17 protein-coding genes are annotated in these 17,975 nt (G+C 68.5%); 11 read left to right on the top strand and 6 right to left on the bottom strand.

The annotated features are described in order from the left end of the window. Positions 1-37: 37 nt before the first annotated feature. Positions 38-1,087: a quinone-dependent dihydroorotate dehydrogenase gene (locus DQG15_RS04375; RefSeq protein ID WP_116083033.1), complete on the bottom strand. Its 1,050-nt coding sequence runs from the start codon at positions 1,085-1,087 to the stop codon at positions 38-40. After that, positions 1,084-1,422: a DUF952 domain-containing protein gene (locus tag DQG15_RS04370; protein WP_116083031.1), complete on the bottom strand. Its 339-nt coding sequence runs from the start codon at positions 1,420-1,422 to the stop codon at positions 1,084-1,086. Before DQG15_RS04370 ends, DQG15_RS04375 begins: the two co-directional genes overlap by 4 nt. Positions 1,423-1,605: 183 nt before the next feature. On the opposite strand from DQG15_RS04370, the gene DQG15_RS04365 reads away from it, so the two are divergent. Next, complete coding sequence (locus tag DQG15_RS04365; protein ID WP_116083029.1) at positions 1,606-3,186, top strand: bifunctional UDP-sugar hydrolase/5'-nucleotidase; 1,581 nt, start codon at positions 1,606-1,608, stop codon at positions 3,184-3,186. Between the two features lie 128 nt (positions 3,187-3,314). Here DQG15_RS04365 and DQG15_RS04360 read toward each other — a convergent pair whose 3' ends face one another. Both DQG15_RS04360 and DQG15_RS04355 read right to left on the bottom strand, forming a co-directional pair. Next, on the bottom strand, positions 3,315-3,884 hold the full coding sequence (locus DQG15_RS04360) for a nucleotidyltransferase family protein (RefSeq protein ID WP_116083028.1): 570 nt from the start codon (positions 3,882-3,884) through the stop codon (positions 3,315-3,317). Positions 3,885-4,030: 146 nt separating this feature from the next. Further along, positions 4,031-4,930: a hypothetical protein gene (locus DQG15_RS04355; protein ID WP_116083026.1), complete on the bottom strand. Its 900-nt coding sequence runs from the start codon at positions 4,928-4,930 to the stop codon at positions 4,031-4,033. 99 nt (positions 4,931-5,029) lie between these two features. On the opposite strand from DQG15_RS04355, the gene DQG15_RS04350 reads away from it, so the two are divergent. The 3 genes from DQG15_RS04350 (at position 5,030) to rpsD (ending at position 7,752) form a co-directional block, all read left to right on the top strand. Next, positions 5,030-5,692 carry an SOS response-associated peptidase gene (locus DQG15_RS04350; RefSeq protein ID WP_116083740.1) on the top strand — a complete coding sequence of 221 codons (663 nt, stop codon included), beginning with the start codon at positions 5,030-5,032 and terminating at the stop codon, positions 5,690-5,692. Between the two features lie 122 nt (positions 5,693-5,814). Next, positions 5,815-6,918, top strand: coding sequence for a Hint domain-containing protein (locus DQG15_RS04345; RefSeq protein WP_116083024.1), 1,104 nt, complete (start codon positions 5,815-5,817; stop codon positions 6,916-6,918). Between the two features lie 213 nt (positions 6,919-7,131). Beyond that, entirely contained in the window at positions 7,132-7,752 is a 621-nt protein-coding gene (gene rpsD / locus DQG15_RS04340; RefSeq protein ID WP_116083022.1) for a 30S ribosomal protein S4, read from the top strand. Positions 7,753-7,833: 81 nt separating this feature from the next. Here rpsD and DQG15_RS04335 read toward each other — a convergent pair whose 3' ends face one another. Continuing rightward, positions 7,834-8,184: a hypothetical protein gene (locus tag DQG15_RS04335; RefSeq protein ID WP_116083021.1), complete on the bottom strand. Its 351-nt coding sequence runs from the start codon at positions 8,182-8,184 to the stop codon at positions 7,834-7,836. A 218-nt stretch (positions 8,185-8,402) separates the two neighbouring features. On the opposite strand from DQG15_RS04335, the gene DQG15_RS04330 reads away from it, so the two are divergent. From DQG15_RS04330 to DQG15_RS04315, 4 genes are all read left to right on the top strand, one after another. Then, positions 8,403-9,821: a homospermidine synthase gene (locus DQG15_RS04330; protein WP_116083019.1), complete on the top strand. Its 1,419-nt coding sequence runs from the start codon at positions 8,403-8,405 to the stop codon at positions 9,819-9,821. A gap of 94 nt (positions 9,822-9,915) precedes the next feature. After that, positions 9,916-11,019 carry a histidinol-phosphate transaminase gene (hisC, locus tag DQG15_RS04325; protein ID WP_116083017.1) on the top strand — a complete coding sequence of 368 codons (1,104 nt, stop codon included), beginning with the start codon at positions 9,916-9,918 and terminating at the stop codon, positions 11,017-11,019. Positions 11,020-11,029: 10 nt separating this feature from the next. Next, on the top strand, positions 11,030-11,965 hold the full coding sequence (locus DQG15_RS04320) for a prephenate/arogenate dehydrogenase family protein (RefSeq protein WP_116083016.1): 936 nt from the start codon (positions 11,030-11,032) through the stop codon (positions 11,963-11,965). Continuing rightward, positions 11,962-12,780 (top strand): extensin family protein, encoded by an 819-nt coding sequence (locus DQG15_RS04315; RefSeq protein ID WP_232830705.1) that lies wholly within the window; start codon positions 11,962-11,964, stop codon positions 12,778-12,780. Before DQG15_RS04320 ends, DQG15_RS04315 begins: the two co-directional genes overlap by 4 nt. 8 nt (positions 12,781-12,788) lie before the next feature. Here the strand turns inward: DQG15_RS04315 and DQG15_RS04310 are convergent, their stop codons facing one another. Further along, positions 12,789-13,760 (bottom strand): DUF2125 domain-containing protein, encoded by a 972-nt coding sequence (locus DQG15_RS04310; protein ID WP_116083014.1) that lies wholly within the window; start codon positions 13,758-13,760, stop codon positions 12,789-12,791. Between the two features lie 114 nt (positions 13,761-13,874). Between DQG15_RS04310 and DQG15_RS04305 the strand changes: the two genes are divergently transcribed. The 3 genes from DQG15_RS04305 to DQG15_RS04295 all read left to right on the top strand — a co-directional run bounded on the left by DQG15_RS04305 (position 13,875) and on the right by DQG15_RS04295 (position 17,810). Further along, positions 13,875-14,462 (top strand): gamma-glutamylcyclotransferase, encoded by a 588-nt coding sequence (locus tag DQG15_RS04305; RefSeq protein ID WP_116083012.1) that lies wholly within the window; start codon positions 13,875-13,877, stop codon positions 14,460-14,462. 75 nt (positions 14,463-14,537) lie between these two features. Further along, positions 14,538-15,746, top strand: a complete 1,209-nt coding sequence (locus tag DQG15_RS04300; protein WP_116083011.1) for a biopolymer transporter ExbB — start codon at positions 14,538-14,540, stop codon at positions 15,744-15,746. Between the two features lie 3 nt (positions 15,747-15,749). Then, positions 15,750-17,810 (top strand): peptidoglycan -binding protein, encoded by a 2,061-nt coding sequence (locus tag DQG15_RS04295; protein WP_116083009.1) that lies wholly within the window; start codon positions 15,750-15,752, stop codon positions 17,808-17,810. The last annotated feature ends 165 nt before the right edge of the window (positions 17,811-17,975 follow it).

The following is a 17,975-nucleotide window of genomic DNA, read 5'->3' as shown; positions in this document are numbered from 1 at the left end:
CCGAACGCCATGCGCGCCCGGCGGTTCCGGGATCGCGTCAGACGCCGGTGCCGACGGCATCGCTGAGCGACGCCAACCCCTCGCGCTCGGCGATCCGGTCCAGCCCCTCGGCGATCCGCGCGGCGAGGCCGATCCCGTCATAGACAAGCGCCGAATAGAGCTGCACCGCCGTCGCACCGGCGCGGATCTTGGCAAAGGCATCTTCCGCCGAGGAAATTCCGCCGACGCCCACGAGCGGGATGCGCCCGCCGGTTGCGCGGTAGAGCTTCGCCAGAACCTCGGTCGAGCGGGCCATGAGCGGGCGCCCTGACAGACCGCCGGGGCGGTCCCTGTCCGCGCTCGTCAGCCCGTCGCGCTTGAGCGTCGTGTTGGTCGCGACGATCCCGTCGATCCCGGAGGCCTCGGCGACGCCGGCGATTTCCTCTATCTCCCGGTCCGACAGGTCCGGCGCGATCTTGACGAAGACGGCGGGCCGTCCCTCCAGCGCATCCCGCGCGGCGACGACGCCGGCCAGAAGCTTCGCCAGAGCCGCGGAGCCCTGAAGATCCCGCAGGCTTTCGGTGTTGGGGGAGCTCACGTTCACCGTCGCGAAATCGACATGCGGGCCGCAGGCGGTGAGAACGGCGGCAAAATCCTGCGCGCGGTCCGCGCTGTCCTTGTTGGCCCCGAGGTTGAGGCCCACCGGAACGCCACTCTTGCGGCGCGCGGCGAGGCGGCCGGCGATGGTGGGGGCGCCGTCATTGTTGAAGCCGAACCGGTTGATGACGGCGCGATCCTCGGCGAGCCGCCAGAGCCGCGGCGCCTCGTTGCCGTCCTGCGGGCGGGGTGTCGCCGCGCCGCACTCGATCCAGCCGAAGCCCGCGCGGGCGAGCGGGCCGATGGCGACCGCGTTCTTGTCGAAGCCGGCGGCAAGGCCGACGGGATTGGGGAGCGAAAGGCCGGCGAGCCGCGTCGCCAGCCGCGCGGAGGTGACCGGGCCGGGCAGGGGCACGACCCCCGCCCCGAGCGCGGAGAGCGCGATCCGGTGAGCGCGCTCGGGATCCATCCGGTGCAAGAGGGCGAGGCCCGCCCGTTCGATCACGCTCACAGGATGCCCTCCGGGAAGATGTGACCGGCCGAGCCGAGGGGGAGGGACTTGTCCCAGACGACATCCTCCAGCGTCAACGTCCGGTAGAGATGGGGAAAGAGCGCCCCGCCTCGGGAGGGCTCCCACTTGAGCGCGGGGCCGAGCTGCGTGTCGTCGAGCGCCAGAAGCACGAGGTCGCTCTCTTCCGCGAAATGCTTCGCCGCGGTCTCGGCGACCTGCCCGGAGGTGGAGAGGTGGATGTAACCGTCCGCGAGGTCGACGGGCGCTCCCCGCGTGTGGCCCGTCTGGCTGAGGGCGTTCCATTCGGGGCGGCGGAGGATCTTGAAGACGAGCATGGGCCGGATGTGCCGCGCCGGGCGTGCGGGGTCAATCCGTCTTGCGCCCTGTCGCGGGGTCTTCGGACAGTGCCCCGACCGTCATGCGGATGACACCTAATTGCGGCAAGGGACGCGAGGCCTCTTTGACTCCGGAAGAGGCCGGCGCCATCGTGTCCTCCATAACCACCAGGGAGCTTCAAAATGAAACACCGTTTCCTTCTCAGCGCCGGCGCCATGGCGCTCGCGGCCGGAACGGCGCAGGCCGATCTGAGCATGACGATCCTGCACACGAACGATTTTCACGACCGGTTCGAGCCGATCAACGCCTACGATTCGAGCTGCTCGGCCGAGGATAACGAGGCCGGCGACTGCTTCGGCGGGATCGCACGGATGGTCACGGCCGTTGCCGAGGGCCGGGAGCGCGCCGGAGAGAACGTCATCCTGCTGGACGCCGGCGACCAGTTCCAGGGTTCGCTCTTCTTCAACCAGTACGGCGGCGAACTCGCGGCCGAGTTCATGACCAAGCTCGGCTACGATGCGATGGCCGTGGGTAACCATGAATTCGACAATGGCCCGGAAGGGCTGTCCGAGTTCCTCGACCAGGTCGAGTTCCCGGTCCTGTCGGCCAATATCGACGTGTCCCAGAACAACCTCCTCGCGGACCGGGTGGACGATTCCGTGACCCTCGATGTGGGCGGCGAGCAGGTCGGCATCGTGTCTGTCCTCGCCGAGGATACGCCCGAGACGTCCTCGCCCGGCAACACGGTCATCTTCTCCGCGACCGTCGATGCGGCGCAGGACGAGATCGACCGGCTGACCGAGGCGGGCGTGAACAAGATCGTCCTTCTCACCCATGTGGGCCTGCCGGAGGACCGCCGTCTCGCCGAGGCGCTGACCGGTGTCGACATCATCATCGGCGGGCACAGCCATACGCTGCTGTCCAACACGGACGAGGACGCCGAAGGCCCCTATCCGGTCATGGTGAACGACGTTCCGATCTTCACCGCCTATGCCTACGGCAAGTATCTCGGCGAGATCGACGTGACGTTCGACGATGCGGGCGAGATCACCGAGATTTCCGGCGATCCCATCGTGCTCGACGCATCCGTGGCGGAGGATGAGGAGACCCTTGCGCGGATGGGCGAGCTGTCGGGCCCCCTCGAGGAGCTTCGCAGCCGCGTCGTGGCCGAGAGCACCGACGTGATCGACGGCTCCCGCGAGACCTGCCGCGCCATGGAATGCCAGATGGGCAACCTCGTTGCGGACGCGATGCTTGCGCGCACCGCCGATCAGGGCATTCAGATCGCGATCACCAATGGCGGGGGCCTGCGCGCCACCATCGATGCCGGTGAGGTCACCCAAGGCGAGGTCCTGACGGTGCTTCCGTTCCAGAACACCCTCGCCACGTTCCAGACCGACGGGGCCACCATCCTCGCCGCGCTGGAAAACGGCGCGAGCGAAATGGCCGACGGAGCCGGCCGGTTCTCGCAGGTCTCGGGCCTGAAATACACCGTCGATCCATCCGCCGAACCGGGCAGCCGGATCTCCGACGTGATGGTGGACATGGACGGAAGCTGGGAGCCCCTGGACGAAAGCGCCACCTACGGCGTTGCGACCAACAACTACGTCCGCAACGGCGGCGACGGGTATTCGATGTTTGCCGAAAATGCCGAAAACGTGTATGACTTCGGCCCGGATCTCGCAGATGTGACTGCCGAGTATCTCGCGGAACAGGGACCCTACACGCCCTATACCGACGGCCGCATCACCGTGGTCGAATAATTCCCGCGCAAACGGGCTCGTAACCAGTTCTTTCGTAACGAGTTAGTAAAGGGTGGCTTGAGGGCCACCCTTTATTTTTGGCGGTGTCCGCAAACCGTGCCGGCCAAGACCGCAAGATGGCCGACACGTCACGCCATCGGTTCAAATCGGTCAACGGAGAGCAACGGCCAGCGGTTCAGCCAGTTCTTCGAGGTGATCCGTTGCTCGAAGGCGGCTACCTTGTGATCTGCGCTGCTGGTCGGCCGCAGAACCATACGCCATAAATCTTGCAGGCCGAATGGCGCGGAGATGTGGCACTTCTCACCGGCGCGAGACACAGCGACGGCAGTTGCCGTTTCCGGCCAGAACCGCATGGCATCTTCGACTGAAGAATATGGCTGATCGCAATTGCGATGGTGCATGCGCGCTTGGTTCCGCACGCTCCAAGAAAGCTGTGGGGCGGCTTCCGTAAGCTGCTCTTCGAGCTCAGCCTCGTAATCGCGGTCGAGGCGCCCTCGATGAAAGAACAGGACATCCACGTCTTCATTTCGACAGTCGCTTGTTCGTCCGTGCAAATGGTCCCAGACGAGATTTCTTACGAACCCGGCGCCTATGCTGCCTTCCGGGAGCTCCAGCTCCTCTACGGCGCCAAGAGCCTTCCAGCGCAGCTTGTCGGCCCGTATCAGGTCAGCCGTTTCGTCATCGTGTAGCTTTTTCATTGTTTTGAACCGGGCACCGGTAGCGGCGACAACAACTCCAGCGCAGTTTCATAATGTCCGCATGCCGCTCCCCTGCCAGACGTGCCTCCAGCCACCGAGTCTCCGCTCAGGTTCTACAGGCGGTTATTCGATCCGTACGGCGCTTCTCAGCAGCGGGACAGGGCCCAGCTCCCATAGCCGTCCTCGTAGATCAGCGTACCGTCCCGCATCTCGAAGAAGCGCGTCCGGTCGTCGGCGCCGAGACCGTCGGCCGTGCACTGGCCGAGGGAGGCGACGATCCCGCTGCCCGATCTCGACAGATCCGCAACATCGCAGAGCGTCTCGGCGACGCGCACCGTTTCGGGGGAGATCGACACGACGAAGCCCGACGTCTCGCAGGCGCCGCCGACGGCATAGGAGCCAAGGAAATCATCGGCCCATTCGCGCGCCAGCGTCGGTCCCTGCGGCTGGGGCGCGGGGGGTGCGAGCTCGTCACTTCCGCCGCTCGGTGCGGCGCCGCACCGCAGGAGACGCTCCGACTGACCTTCATCGGTGATCGACAGTCCGTCCCGGCCGGACAGGCGCAGATCGAAGCTGCGCGTCTGCTCGACTTCGACGGCGCTTGCCGGCGGACATGTCCCCGTGGCGGAGACCGAGGTCACCCGGTCCGATACACTGTCGATGCTGCAGGCGGTGCCGCCGGACTCGATGCTGCTCGCCGTGATGCTGCGCACATCCCCCGGCTGGTCGCAGCGCCCGCCTTCGATGCGCCAGTCCCCGGTATATTCCGGCGGCAGGCGATCGACGCTTGTCGAACTGCTGATGGCCGCGTTGTCGATGGTGCCCAAGGGACGCGACGTGATCGTGCCGGATGGCGGCGTGATGACGTCCGATCCGCGGATCGGGGCGCTCGATCCTCCTTGGGCCGGCGCGTCGTTTCCGGCTCCGTTGCCTTCGAGGGCCCGCTCGATCTGTCCGACCAGCGCTTCGTCCGAAAGCGAGTTCTGCGCGAGGGCAGGGGCGGCGGGCAGCGCGGCGACGAGAACGAGAAGGGCGGTGCGTCTCACGGAGAGGACCTCGCGGGCAAGGGGGGCATGGTGTGGCGGGCAAACACGACATGGCTCCCCGGGGTTCCCCGCGGCGGGGGTGCGGGCTACATCACCTTCATGTGCGGACGCTTCATCATCACCCCGCCCGGACCGGCCATCGCCGAGATCTTCGACGCAGCTCCGTCGAACGACCTGCCGCCCACGCCGAATTACAACGTCTGCCCCACGGACAGCATCCATACCGTCACCTCTGAGGCGGGCGCGCGGCGGCTCAGACCGATGCGCTGGGGCTTCGTCCCGCACTGGTACAAGGCCCCGGATGGCGGCCCGCTCCTGATCAACGCGCGATCGGAAACCATGGCGGAGAAGCCCGCCTTCCGCTCCGCCTGCCGGGAGCGCCGCTGCCTCGTCCCTGCGAGCGGGTTCTATGAATGGACGAAGGAGGGGGAGGCGCGCCTGCCGTGGTTCATCCGCCGGGCGGACGACGCGCCGCTGGTCTTCGCCGCGATATGGCAAGGCTGGGAAGGGGAAGCCGGGGCGTTCGACACCGTTGCGATCGTCACGACCGCCGCCGCCGGGGAGATGACCGAGCTGCATTCCCGTGCGCCGCTGGTCCTCGGACCCGAGGACTGGGCGCTGTGGCTCGGGGAGGCGGGGCACGGGGCCGCCCGGTTGATGCGGCCGGCGCCGGAGGGGACGTTCATCTTTCACCGCGTGGACCCGGCGGTGAACTCCAACCGTGCCGAAGGACCCTCCCTGATCGAGCCCATCGCCGCCTGAGGGAAGCCACCCGACCCGTGGCCCAAACGCCACGGCGGCCGGCAGACCGGGCGGGAAAGGGGTTTGCCGCATGAGCTTCACCGGGCAAGCTGCCGCGCATAAACAAAAGAAGAGCAGAGCAGATGGAACGGGCACGCGCCGGGCAAGGCGCTTATGTCGTTCCCTGGGCACGGACAGAGACAGCAGGACTTCCCGGCGGACCGGTGACGGATCTCGTTCCCGGCGAGACGTGGCGCTGGGACGGGATCCCTTCGCGGATCGATGCGCGGGGCGGCCCCCTGCTGCTTACCGGTGCCCGGGGAGACGAGGATATCAATGCACGCGCCGGTCGGGCTGCGGGCCGAATGGCGCGCCGGCTCGGTCTTGAGGCGAAGGATCCCGTGACGGCGCCCGAGCCGAAGGGTGCGGAGCCCGGAGCGCTCGGCCTGACCTTCGTCGTCACGGACGGGCGGAGCGCGTGGCAGGGAAGCTGGGTGCCCGGCGGGCCGCGCGGGCAGGGGCTGATCCTTTTCGATGACGGCGTGCCGCCCTCAGGCATGGACCTCCACGTTGTGCGCAGCGACGTCTGCCCGCGCCGCCGCGCGCGGGACCGCGCCGCGCCTTCCGCAGAGGGCCTGATCTGCTTTGTCCCCGGCACCTCCATCGCGACGCCGGGGGGCTCGCGCCCGGTCGAGACGCTGCGGCCCGGCGATCTCGTCCTGACCAAGGATGACGGCCCCCGGCCCGTGCTCTGGACCGGCGCGCGGCACCTGAGCGGGGCGCGCCTCCGTGTCATGCCGCATCTGCGCCCGATCCGCGTGCGCTCGGGCGCGCTCGGGGTCCGGCGGCCCGAGGGGGACCTTCTCGTTTCGCCTCGCCACAGGCTCCTTCTGTCCGGGCCGGCGGCAAGGGCGCTCTTCAACCAGTCCGAGGTCCTCGTCCACGCCGAGGACCTGCTGGGCCATGCCGGGATCTCCCCCGATATCGCGGCGCGGGACGTGAGCTATGTCCATGTCCTCATGGAGCGGCATCAGGTGCTGTTTGCAAACGGCGTGGAGAGCGAGAGCTTTCACCCGGACGAGGCGGCGATCGGAGCGCTGGGCGACGCGGATCGCGCCCGGATCAGGCACGTTCTCGCAGGCGAAGACCTTGATGCCTACGGGCCGCCGGCGCGCCGCGTGCTCGGCCGGGCCGAGGCCGCGATCCTCATGGCTGACACCGCCCGGCCCGCCCGGCTTCACGCTTGACACCTCACCGGGCCGGGGATAGACGGCGCGCTCCGGATCACGGGGGACCTTTGGATCTCGCGTACCGGTATTCATTGGTGTTGGGGGCCCTCGCAAGAGGATGCCTGTCGGCCGATCCCGCCTTTCTTCGTGAAGAGGCGCTTGAGGCAAAGGACAACGCCCTTCGAAATCGACCCCGCTAATTTTGCGGGGCGCCATGAAGGAGATCAGACGGTGACCAAACGCACCTCTGCCAAGTACAAGCTCGACCGCCGCATGGGCGAAAACATCTGGGGCCGTCCGAAGTCCCCGGTCAACCGCCGCGAGTACGGCCCGGGCCAGCACGGCCAGCGCCGCAAGGGCAAGCTGTCCGATTTCGGCCTGCAGCTCCGCGCCAAGCAGAAGCTCAAGGGTCACTACGGCGACCTGACCGAGAAGCAGTTCCGCCGCATCTTCGCCGAGGCCGAGCGGGTCCGCGGTGACACCGGCGAGCTTCTGATCGGCCTTCTCGAGCGCCGCCTCGATGCCGTTGTCTATCGCGCCAAGTTCGTGCCCACCGTCTTCGCGGCGCGTCAGTTCGTGAACCACGGCCACGTCCTGGTGAACGGCAAGAAGGTCAACATCCCGTCCTACCGTGTGCAGGAAGGTGACGTGATCGAGGTGCGCCAGAAGTCCAAGCAGATGGCGCTGGTCCTCGAATCCGTGGGCCTCGCCGAGCGCGACGTGCCGGATTACATCGAGGCCGACCACTCCAAGATGACCGCGACCTTCGTGCGCACGCCGTCCCTCGGCGACGTGCCCTTCGCGGTTCAGATGGAACCGAACCTCGTCATCGAATTCTACGCGCAGAACTGATCCCTCTTCGGGACCTTTCTGCAGAAATGGCCGGCCCTTCGGGGCCGGCCATTTTCGTTTGCGCCGTCATATCCGCGCCGATCAGAGCAGGATGAAGACCACGACGAGCAGAATGATCACGGCGGCAACGCCCCAGATCATGCCGCTTTTCATCGGGCTGTCCGATTTGGGCGCGGTCTTGTGCTTTGGATCCGTCACCGCGTCGAGCGGCCTCTGGCTAGCGCGGCTCGCGGTCGTGTCCGCTTTCCCTGTCGGCGGGGGCGTACCTGCGCCCGGTCGGGGGGTCTGCGGGGTATCGTGAACGTCCTCGGGGTCGAGATTGGGTGACATGGTGCCTGCCGCCGCTTCCGATTCCGTCGGATGGCCGGTCTGACGCGGCGGTGTGGACGTATCGCGGGGCGGTGTCGCGGTGGTGCGTTTTTCGTCTGCCATGAAGGGGTCCTCCTTGATCTGTTCAACGCGAAGAGGGGGGGAGGGCGTTCCTCTGCCGGGCGGTCGAAAGCGTTCCGGGGCGGCGATTGCGGTGCCGCTCGGGGTCACGTCTTCGTCATACGGCGCCCCGCGGGACGGGACATGCCGGCTTTCCGACGGTTTCCTTTTCGGCGGGCACTGCTAGAAGGCCCCCCGACGTCAGACCAACGGAGTGAGAGATGGCCGAGACCCACCCCATCCATGGCCGCATCGACGGGCCCGTCGTGATGATCGGCTACGGCTCGATCGGCCGCGGTACCCTTCCGCTCATCGAGCGCCATTTCGATTTCGATCGCGAGAAGCTCCTCGTCATCGAGCCGGGCAGCGAGGCCTGCGCCCTTCTGAAAGAGCGCGGCATCCCCTATCGCCAGGTCGCGCTGACCCGCGAGAACTACCGCGAGATCCTGGGCGAGGTGATCGCGCCGGGCGGCTTCGTGGTGAACCTCTCGGTCGATACCTCCTCTCTCGAGTTGATGCGGTTCTGCCGGGAGCAGGGCTGTCTTTACATCGATACGGTGGTGGAGCCCTGGGGCGGCTACTACTTCGACACGACAGACAATGCCGCTCGCACGAACTACGCCCTGCGCCAGACGGTGCGGACGGAGAAGGCCGAGAACCCCGGCGGGACGACCGCCGTCTCCTGCTGCGGGGCAAATCCGGGCATGGTGTCCTGGTTCGTCAAGGAGGCGCTCCTCAAGCTTGCCGAGGATACCGGGCGTGATGTCGAAACGCCCGCCAGCCGCGAGGAGTGGGCTTCGCTGATGCAATCCCTCGGGGTCAAGGGCGTGCATATCGCGGAGCGGGACACGCAGGCCCGCGCCAAGCCCCGGCCGCGCGACGTCTTCGTCAACACCTGGTCCGTCGAGGGCTTCATCGCCGAAGGCTTCCAGCCTGCCGAACTCGGCTGGGGCACGCACGAGACCTGGTTCCCCGAGAACGGCAATCGCCACGAGACGGGCTGCCAGGCAGGGATCTGGCTCGGCCGGCCGGGCGCGATCACCCGTGTCCATACCTGGTGCCCGACGCCCGGTCCTCAATTCGGCTTTCTCGTGACCCACAATGAGGCGATCTCGATCTCGGATTACTACACCGTCGGCGAGGGGCGGGACCCTGAGTACCGGCCGACCTGCCACTACGCCTATCATCCTTGCGACGACGCGGTCCTGTCGCTGCACGAGATGTTCGGCTCCGGCCGGCAGCAGAAGGTCCACGAGATCCTCGAGCCCGACGAGATCGTCACCGGCATCGACGAGCTCGGCGTCCTCCTCTTCGGCCACGAGAAGAACGCGCTCTGGTACGGCTCGCGCCTGTCCAACGAGGAGACGATGCAGATCGCTCCCGACCAGAACGCCACGGGTCTCCAGGTGACGAGCGCGGTGATCGCCGGCATGGCGTGGGCGCTGGCGAATCCGCAGGCGGGCATCGTCGAGACGGACGAGATGGACCATGCCTTCTGCCTCGGCGTCCAGCGTCCCTACCTCGGCCCCGTGGAGGGGCATTACACGGACTGGACCCCGCTCCAGGACCGGTGGGAGCATTTCGAAGAGGACATCGACGAAAGCGATCCCTGGCTCTTCCGGAACGTCCTCGCCTCCTGACAGGCGGCGAGGCGTGTGCCCCGCGCGCGGGCGGGACTGGTCAGTAGGGCCGGTGCGGGGTAAGGCCGGGGGCGGTGACTTCAGGACGGACGACATGACCCAAGGCGAGACCCGCAAGGGACCGACCCCCAAGCCCGGCATCCTCGACATCGCCCTCTATGTGGGCGGTGCGGCGAGTGCGCCCGGTGCCGAGAACCCGATCAAGCTGTCTTCCAACGAGAACCCCTTCGGCGCGCCCGAAAGCGCCAAGGCGGCGATCCGCGAAAGCCTGTCCGAGGGGGTGCATCGCTACCCGTCCACCGACCACGCCTCCCTGCGCGGCGCCATCGGCGAGGTGCACGGGCTGGAGGCGGACCGGATCATCTGCGGCGTCGGCTCGGACGAGATCTTCGGCATGGTCTGCATGGCGTATCTGGAGCCGGGGGACGAGGCGATCCACACCCGCCACGGCTTCGCGATGTACCGCATCTGCACGCTCTGGGCCGGCGGTGTGCCGGTCGAGGTGCCGGAGCGGGAGCGCGTGGTCGACGTGGACGCGATCCTCTCGGCCGTCACCGAGCGCACGCGGCTCGTCTTCATCGCCAACCCGGCCAACCCCTCCGGCACGATGATGGACGAGGCGGAGGTCCTGCGACTGGCGGACGGCCTGCCGGAGCATGTCCTTCTCATCCTCGACGGCGCGTATGCCGAGTTCGTCGAGGGGTTCGACGGTGGCGCCGATCTGGCGGCGACGCGGCCGAACGTGCTGATGACGCGCACCTTCTCCAAGCTCTACGGGCTGGGCGGCCTTCGGATCGGCTGGGCCTACGGGCCGCGGGACGTCATCGACGTGCTCAACCGCGTCCGTCAGCCCTTCAACCTGTCCAACACCCAGCTCATGGCCGCCGAGGCCGCGGTGCGGGATCGGGACTGGGCCGAGTGGTGCCGGACGGAGAATGACCGTCTGAGGAGCCGGCTCACCGACGATCTTCGGGCGCTGGGGATCGCGATGGACACGTCCTATGCAAACTTCGTCCTCGCCCGGTTCAGGGATGCGGTGGAGGCGGATGCGGCCCATGCCCACCTGATGCGGGCCGGGCTCATCACGCGAAAGGTGGCGGGCTATCACATTCCGGAGGGCCTTCGGATCACGGTGGGGGACGAGGCGGCCTGCACGCGACTCGCCGAGGCGCTCGCGGACTTCCGGGCGATGGCGTGAGGGCGAGACCATGAGCGTGATCTACGACCGCGTGGCCCTTATCGGCCTCGGTCTCATTGCGGGCTCGATGTCGCTTGCCATGCGGCGAGAGGGCCTCGCGGGGGAGATCGTCGGCACGGCCCGCTCCGCAGAGACCCGCCGCGTCGCGGCCGAGATCGGGCTGGTCGACCGCGTGGTCGAGACCGCCGAGGAGGCCGTGGCGGGCGCGGATCTCGTTGTCCTCGCCGTGCCTGTCGGGGCCATGTCCGCCGTCGCTGAGGCCATCGGTCCGCACCTGAAGCCCGGCGCGACCGTCACCGATGTCGGCTCCGTCAAGAAGGCGGTGATCGAGGCGGTCGGCCCGCATGTACCGGACGGCGTCCACTTCGTTCCGGCGCACCCGCTGGCGGGCACCGAGCACAGCGGCCCGCATTCCGGCTTCGCCGAGCTTTTCGCGAACCGCTGGTGTCTGATCGTGCCGGACGGCAGCCGGGCAGAGGAGGCGGCGATCGCCCGCCTCGAGGCGCTCTGGCAGGGCATGGGCGCTCTGACCGACCGGATGGAGGCGGATCATCACGACCTCGTCCTCTCCGTCACCTCCCACGTGCCGCACCTCATCGCCTACACGATGGTCGGCGTCGCCGACGATCTCGGCCGGGTCACGGACAGCGAGGTGATCAAGTATTCCGCCGCTGGCTTCCGGGACTTCACGCGCATCGCCGCGTCCGATCCGACCATGTGGCGCGACGTGTTCCTGACCAACCGGGAGGCGGTGCTCGACATCCTCGGCCGCTTCACCGAGGAGCTCTTCGCCCTGCAGCGCGCGATCCGGACGGGGGAGGGGCAGGAGCTGCACGACTACTTCACCCGCACCCGCGCGATCCGCCGCGGCATCGTCGAGGCGGGCCAGGATACGGACGCCCCCGATTTCGGTCGCGCCGCCGGCCGCAGGGGCGCCGCCGAGTGAGGCGGGCCCTGCGCCTCGTCGCCGCCTTGGCGATGATCGGCGCTCCGGCATCGGCAGACTTCGCCCCGGACACCTCGCCCCGCCCGCAGCATAGGCGCGCCGCCGCGCCTGAGCCCGTCGCGATTCCGGACGTCACCGTCACCGATCAGGGTGTGATCGTCCGCCGCTCGCTCAAGCCCCGCCCGCGCCCGGCCACCCCGACGGCGCCCGAGAAACAGGTCGGGGCCGCCGGTCCCGCCGCCCGCGTTGGCCGTCCCTCCGGCACCGCCCGGCAGGCGGCCCTGCCGGCGCGCGGCTCCGTCTGCGGTGACGTCTCGATCCGCGGCGAGACCCTTCCGCCGATCAGGAGCCGCGTCGAGGGCTGCGGCGTCGAGGCGCCGGTCAGGATCACCGAGGTTGCAGGCGTGCGCCTCTCCACGGCCGCGACGATGGACTGTCCGACGGCGTCGGCGCTGCGAAACTGGGTGGTGCAGGGGGCGAGCCCCGCCATCGGACGCCGCGGAGGCGGTATCTCATCGCTCCGGATCGCGGCGCATTACATCTGCCGCGGGAGATACAACAATCCCAATGCGCGGATCAGCGAGCACGGCAAGGGCCGCGCGGTGGACATCTCCGCCCTCACGCTGAAGGACGGAACCTCCGTCACGGTCCTGAACGGATGGAACAGCAAACGGGACGGGCCTGCGCTTCGGCAGATGCACCGCGCCGCCTGCGGCACGTTCGGCACCGTTCTCGGCCCCGAAGCCAATGCCGCGCACCGCGATCATTTCCACTTCGACACTGCCCGCTACCGCTCCGGCAGCTATTGCCGCTGACCTGTGGCTCAGTCGCCGGAGCCGAGGCGCGGCGCCGGCCCGAGGGAGACCGGGCCGAGCCGGGTCCGGCCGTCCGCGAAGGTCAGTGTCAGGTCCACATCCTCGCCCGAGGACAGAAGACCCATCGCGCCGCGGATCTGCTCCGCCGTGCGCTGCGGCACGAGGCCGCTTGCGACGGCCGCGTCGAGCATGGCCCGCCAATCCTCGACCACGAGGCGCAGATCGCCCTCGGCATAGGCGTCTCTCCCCGCCACCAGATCGCCCGTGACACGAAGGCGCGACTGGCCGAGTTCCACCGTCGCGCTGCGGATCTCCACACGCTCCACCCGGGGCGCACGGGACAGCGCCGAGCGGTCGAGCGGGCCACCCAGTGTCACGGCAAGGTCCGCCCGCACGTTCCGCGCCGCGACGTCCGGCGCGCCGGGATAGGGGGTGACGCGCGGCTCGAGTGCGGTGATGCCGATATCGCGCGCATTCTCGCGCCCCGGCGTGGGACGGATCGCCAGCCGCAGCTCCCGCGCGCGGGCCGAGGCGGTGTCCCCCTGAAGCCGTGGGGCCTCGACCACGAGGGCGGCATGGTCCAGCTCCAGCGCGAGGCCGGGCACGAAGACGACGCTGGCGCGCATCCGATCGGAGCGGAGTTGCGCGCTCTCGCCGCCGAGCTCGATCGTCTGCAGGTTCGGCCAGACCGCGATCAGGTGGTGCGGCTTGTAGCTCAGCGAAAGCACCTGGAAGAACGGCGCGGTCCAGCGCCAGTCCCCACCCGGCGGGGCGAGGGCGGGTTCGTCGAGTGTGACGTCAAAGCGATTCGGGAAGCCACGGAGGGCGACGTCCGACCAGTCCGCCTCCCATCCCGACGCCTGCATGTTCTCCTGCAGCCGGCCAATGGCCACCTTCGCGCCCTGCGCCCCCGCAAGCCAGTACCCCGACCAGAGCGCGGCGAGAACGAGGACGATCAGGAACAGACGTTTGGGGGTCATCGCGCGCTTCGGGGCCTTTCATATCGCCGGGAGGGCCGGCCGGTTCTGCAACGGGGAAGGGGGCTTTATCCTGCTGCCGTCGCCCTTTACACTCTGTGCGTCCCGGAGTCTTCCATGACCAGCCATCCCAAGAGAGATCATCCCCGGAATGTGTTGCCCGATCCCTTGTGGGTCTTCGGCTACGGCTCCCTTGTGTGGAATCCCGGCTTCGAGGTCGCGGAGCGGGAACTGGCGACACTGCCGGGATATTCCCGCAGCTTCTGCATGCGCTCCATCCACCATCGCGGGTCCGTCGAGGCGCCGGGGCTGGTGCTCGCGCTCGACGAGGGCGAGGGAGAGAGCTGCTCCGGCGTCGCCTTCCGCGTCGAGCCCGGCACGGAGGCACAGGCGATCGAGGACCTGCGGGACCGGGAGCTGATATCCTCGGCCTATCTGGAGCGGATCGTGACGCTCTCGCTCCGGGACGGCCGGAGCGTGGAGGCGGTCGCCTATGTCATCGACCGCGACCACGAGCAGTATTGCGGCGGGCTGGACCTGGGTGAGCAGGCCCGCATCATCGCCACCGCGACAGGCGGGCGCGGGACGAACGCGGAATACCTGCACAACACCGCCTCCCACCTTGCCGAGCTCGGCCTTGCCGACCCCGATCTCGACCATCTTGCGGCCCACGTTCGCGATCTCACCGGTCAGGATCCGGCCTGAACGGATTTGTTGATTGGCTCTTGATCGGGGCGCGCCTATGGTCCGCACCGCAAAACGCAGGATGACGCCCGCATCATGGACGTGACCGCGCACGGCGCGCAAAAGCAATTCTCGAGGCCGATCCGGCAGGTCACGCTCATGCTGGGCGTGCTCGTTCTCGTCGTCGCGGGGGCGTGGTTCATCTATCCCAGCGTCGCGCCCATCTTCCTGTCCAATCCCTTCCTGAACGGCCTGATCGCGCTCGTCTTCGTGGTCGGCGTGGCCGCCTGCTTCTTCCAGGTGTTGCAACTGTTCTTCTCGGTCGGCTGGGTGGAGCGGTTCGTCGGCGGCGAGGACACCTCCGAGGATACCGCGCCGCGGCTCCTCGCGCCCCTGGCCCAGCTCCTCTATACCCGCGGCACCACGCGGAAGATCAGCGCTACATCGGCGACATCGATCCTCGATTCCGTCGCCACCCGGATCGAGGAAGCGCGGGATATCACGCGCTACCTCGTGTCGCTCCTGATCTTCCTCGGCCTCCTCGGCACCTTCTACGGCCTCGCGACGACCGTGCCGGCGGTTGTCGAGACGATCCGGTCCCTGGCGCCACAGAACGGGGAGGGCGGCGTCGAGGTGTTCTCCCGCCTGATGAGCGGTCTCGAAGCGCAGCTCGGCGGGATGGGCACGGCCTTCGGCTCCTCGCTCCTCGGTCTCGCGGGATCCCTCGTGGTGGGCCTTCTGGAGCTCTTCGCCAGCCACGGCCAGAACCGCTTCTACCGCGAGCTGGAGGAATGGCTCTCCACCATCACCAAGCTGGGCTTCACGTCGGGCGACGGGGAGGCGGCGGATGCTCCAACCATGGTCGGTGTGCTGGAGCATATGGCCGACCAGATGGAATCCATGCGGGAGATGTTCACCCAATCGGACATCTCGCGCTCGATGATGGACGAACGCCTCGCCGATGTCGCCGCCTCCGTTACCGCGCTGACCGCCCGGCTGGAGCGGGGCGATGCGACCTCCGAAGCGCTCATGCGCGTGGCTGACGGGCAGGAGCGGCTGATCGAGCGGCTCGGACGGGCGGCGGACAGCGAGGGAGACGATGACGGCGGCGATGCTGAGAGCCGGATGCGCCTGCGCTCCATCGACCTGCAGCTCGTGCGGATCCTCGAGGAACTGGCCGCCGGCCGCCAGGAAACCGTGGCTGACCTGCGCTCCGACCTCGCCGGCGTGACCCGCGAACTCCGCCGGCAGGCCCCGAGGGGGCAGGCCCGCACCGGGCCGGCCACGAACCTCAGGGGGGAGTGACCCATGGCGCTCTCGCGGCGCAGCGGCAACCGCTTCTCGAACGCCATCTGGCCGGGCTTCGTCGACGCGATGACGGCGCTCCTCCTGGTGCTGATGTTCGTCCTGTCGATCTTCATGATCGTGCAGTTCATGCTGCAGGAAACGATCAGCGGCCAATCCTCCGAGCTTGATGCGCTGTCGGTGGAGATCTCGGAGCTGTCCGGCGCCCTCGGTCTCGAGCGTCAGCGCAGCGCCAGCCTCAGCGGTCAGGTGAACGACCTGTCCGCCTCGCTTCAGGACAGCCGAAGCGCGAGCGCAGAGCAGGCCGCCCTGATCGACGAACTCGGCGGCGAGATCGAGAGTAGGGACCGGGCGCTTGCCGCGGCACAGGGGCGGATCGCGAGTTTCGAGGAGCAGGTCGCGAGCCTGATCGCCGCGCGGGACAGCGCCGAGGATCGGGTCGCGACCATCACGGCCGCGCGCGACGAAGCTGCCGAGGAGCGGGACGCGTTCGAGACCGCACTCGCCACGGCGCGGGAGGAGATCGACGAGACCGTCGAAGCCGCCCGCCTCGCCGCCGCCCGGCGGGAGGCCCTCGAAGCTCTCGTCGCCGACCTGCAGAGCCAGGGTGAGGAAAACGAAACACAAATCGCCGCGCTCCGGGCCGATGTGTCGGATGCCGAGGCGGCCGAGGCCGAACTGCGTGCCGAGTTAACTGAGGAAGAAGAGGCCCGGCTCGCGGAAGCCGCGGCGGCAGAGGCCCTGCGCGCGCGTCTCGAAGGGGCGGAGGACGAGTTGACGGCGATGCAGCTCTCCCTCGAGGAGCAGCGCCGCGAGGCGGAGGAGACGCTGACGCTTCTTGCTGCCGCCGAAGAGGCCGGGGACGATCTCGACGCGCGCCTCGCCGCCGCGCTTGCCGCCCGCTCCGATCTGGAGACCCGTCTGGAGACGCAGGAGGGGGCCGCCGAAGAGCTGACCGGCGCCGAGGCGGAGATCGCGCGCCTCCGGGACGATCTGGCGGCTGCCACGGGGCGGGCCGACGAGCTGGCCGCGACCCTGTCCGAGATGCGCGGCGAGACCGAGGCCGCGTCGGCGGACGCCGAGGATCGCGCGCAGAGGCTGACCGCGCTGGAGAGCGAACTGGCCGAGGCGCGGAGCGCCGCCGCCGAGCTCCGCGCCGAGAACGAAGCGCTCCGGCAGGATGCGGGCTCCGCCGAGGAGGTCCGCGCACGATTGACCGCCGCCCTTGCGGCGAAGCTTGCGGCGGAAGGGGACGCCGCCGAGGCCCGCAGCGAGGCGGAGCAGCGTCAGGCCCTCTTGCAGCAGGCGAATGAGGAGCTCTCCGAGGTCGAGGCCCAGAGCGCCGATCAACAGCGGCGCGTCGCCGTTCTGAACGAGCAGGTCGCCGAGCTCCGGCGCCAGCTCGGCTCCCTGCAGAACCTTCTCGATATTGCCGAGGAGCGGGACGAGGCGGCGCAGGTCCAGCTTCAATCCCTCGGCAGCCGTCTCAACACCGCGCTCGCCCGCGCCGCCTCCGAGCAGCGCCGCCGGGCCGAACTGGAAGAGACGGAGCGCATGCGCCTCGCCGAGGAGGCCGAACGCCTGCGCGCGGAGGCCAACAACCTCGAGAACTACCGCTCCGAGTTCTTCGGCTCGCTGAGGGACATCCTCGGCGGTCGGGACGGCGTCCGGATCGAGGGGGACCGCTTCGTGTTCTCCTCCGAGGTGCTGTTCCAGCAGGGATCGGCGGACCTGTCCCCCGAGGGTCGCCGTGGGGTCGCCAACGTGGCCGACATCCTCTCCGACGTCGCCGGCGAGATCCCGGACGGCATCGACTGGGTGATCCGGGTGGACGGTCACACTGACAACGTGCCCCTCATCGGGACCGGCGAATATGCCGACAACTGGGAGCTGAGCCAGGCGCGAGCTCTGTCTGTCGTGCGCTACATGACCGACGCGCTCGGCTTCCCGCCGGACCGGCTCGCCGCCAACGGCTTCGGCCAGTACCAGCCCATCGCCGAGGGCGACAGCCCGGCTGCCCGCGCCCAGAACCGCCGGATCGAGCTGAAACTGACTGAGCGGTAGATTCGCCTCAGGCGCGAATCACTCTTCGCGGATTCACGTCGGCCCACGGGGGATTGGGGCCATATCCACCCACGTCCGGCACCCCATGGGTACGGATCGGAACACGTCACCTCTGCTTAAGCCTTCTTCTGACGCAAAACGGAGTTGCGCCGCTTGCATGGCTCC

The sequence above is a fragment of the Tropicimonas sp. IMCC34011 genome, assembly GCF_003390865.1.
Lineage (GTDB): Bacteria > Pseudomonadota > Alphaproteobacteria > Rhodobacterales > Rhodobacteraceae > Tropicimonas_B.
This window is presented reverse-complemented; position numbering and strand designations above follow the sequence as displayed.

What these genes read in the sequence shown, in the direction of transcription:
- DQG15_RS04370 (WP_116083031.1), bottom strand. Translation starts at nt 1,422, where the DNA reads ATGCTCGTCTTCAAGATCCTCCGCCGCCCCGAATGGAACGCCCTCAGC.
- DQG15_RS04365 (WP_116083029.1), top strand. Translation starts at nt 1,606, where the DNA reads ATGAAACACCGTTTCCTTCTCAGCGCCGGCGCCATGGCGCTCGCGGCC.
- DQG15_RS04360 (WP_116083028.1), bottom strand. Translation starts at nt 3,884, where the DNA reads ATGAAAAAGCTACACGATGACGAAACGGCTGACCTGATACGGGCCGAC.
- DQG15_RS04350 (WP_116083740.1), top strand. Translation starts at nt 5,030, where the DNA reads ATGTGCGGACGCTTCATCATCACCCCGCCCGGACCGGCCATCGCCGAG.
- DQG15_RS04345 (WP_116083024.1), top strand. Translation starts at nt 5,815, where the DNA reads ATGGAACGGGCACGCGCCGGGCAAGGCGCTTATGTCGTTCCCTGGGCA.
- DQG15_RS04335 (WP_116083021.1), bottom strand. Translation starts at nt 8,184, where the DNA reads ATGGCAGACGAAAAACGCACCACCGCGACACCGCCCCGCGATACGTCC.
- DQG15_RS04330 (WP_116083019.1), top strand. Translation starts at nt 8,403, where the DNA reads ATGGCCGAGACCCACCCCATCCATGGCCGCATCGACGGGCCCGTCGTG.
- hisC (WP_116083017.1), top strand. Translation starts at nt 9,916, where the DNA reads ATGACCCAAGGCGAGACCCGCAAGGGACCGACCCCCAAGCCCGGCATC.
- DQG15_RS04320 (WP_116083016.1), top strand. Translation starts at nt 11,030, where the DNA reads ATGAGCGTGATCTACGACCGCGTGGCCCTTATCGGCCTCGGTCTCATT.
- DQG15_RS04310 (WP_116083014.1), bottom strand. Translation starts at nt 13,760, where the DNA reads ATGACCCCCAAACGTCTGTTCCTGATCGTCCTCGTTCTCGCCGCGCTC.
- DQG15_RS04305 (WP_116083012.1), top strand. Translation starts at nt 13,875, where the DNA reads ATGACCAGCCATCCCAAGAGAGATCATCCCCGGAATGTGTTGCCCGAT.
- DQG15_RS04300 (WP_116083011.1), top strand. Translation starts at nt 14,538, where the DNA reads ATGGACGTGACCGCGCACGGCGCGCAAAAGCAATTCTCGAGGCCGATC.
- DQG15_RS04295 (WP_116083009.1), top strand. Translation starts at nt 15,750, where the DNA reads ATGGCGCTCTCGCGGCGCAGCGGCAACCGCTTCTCGAACGCCATCTGG.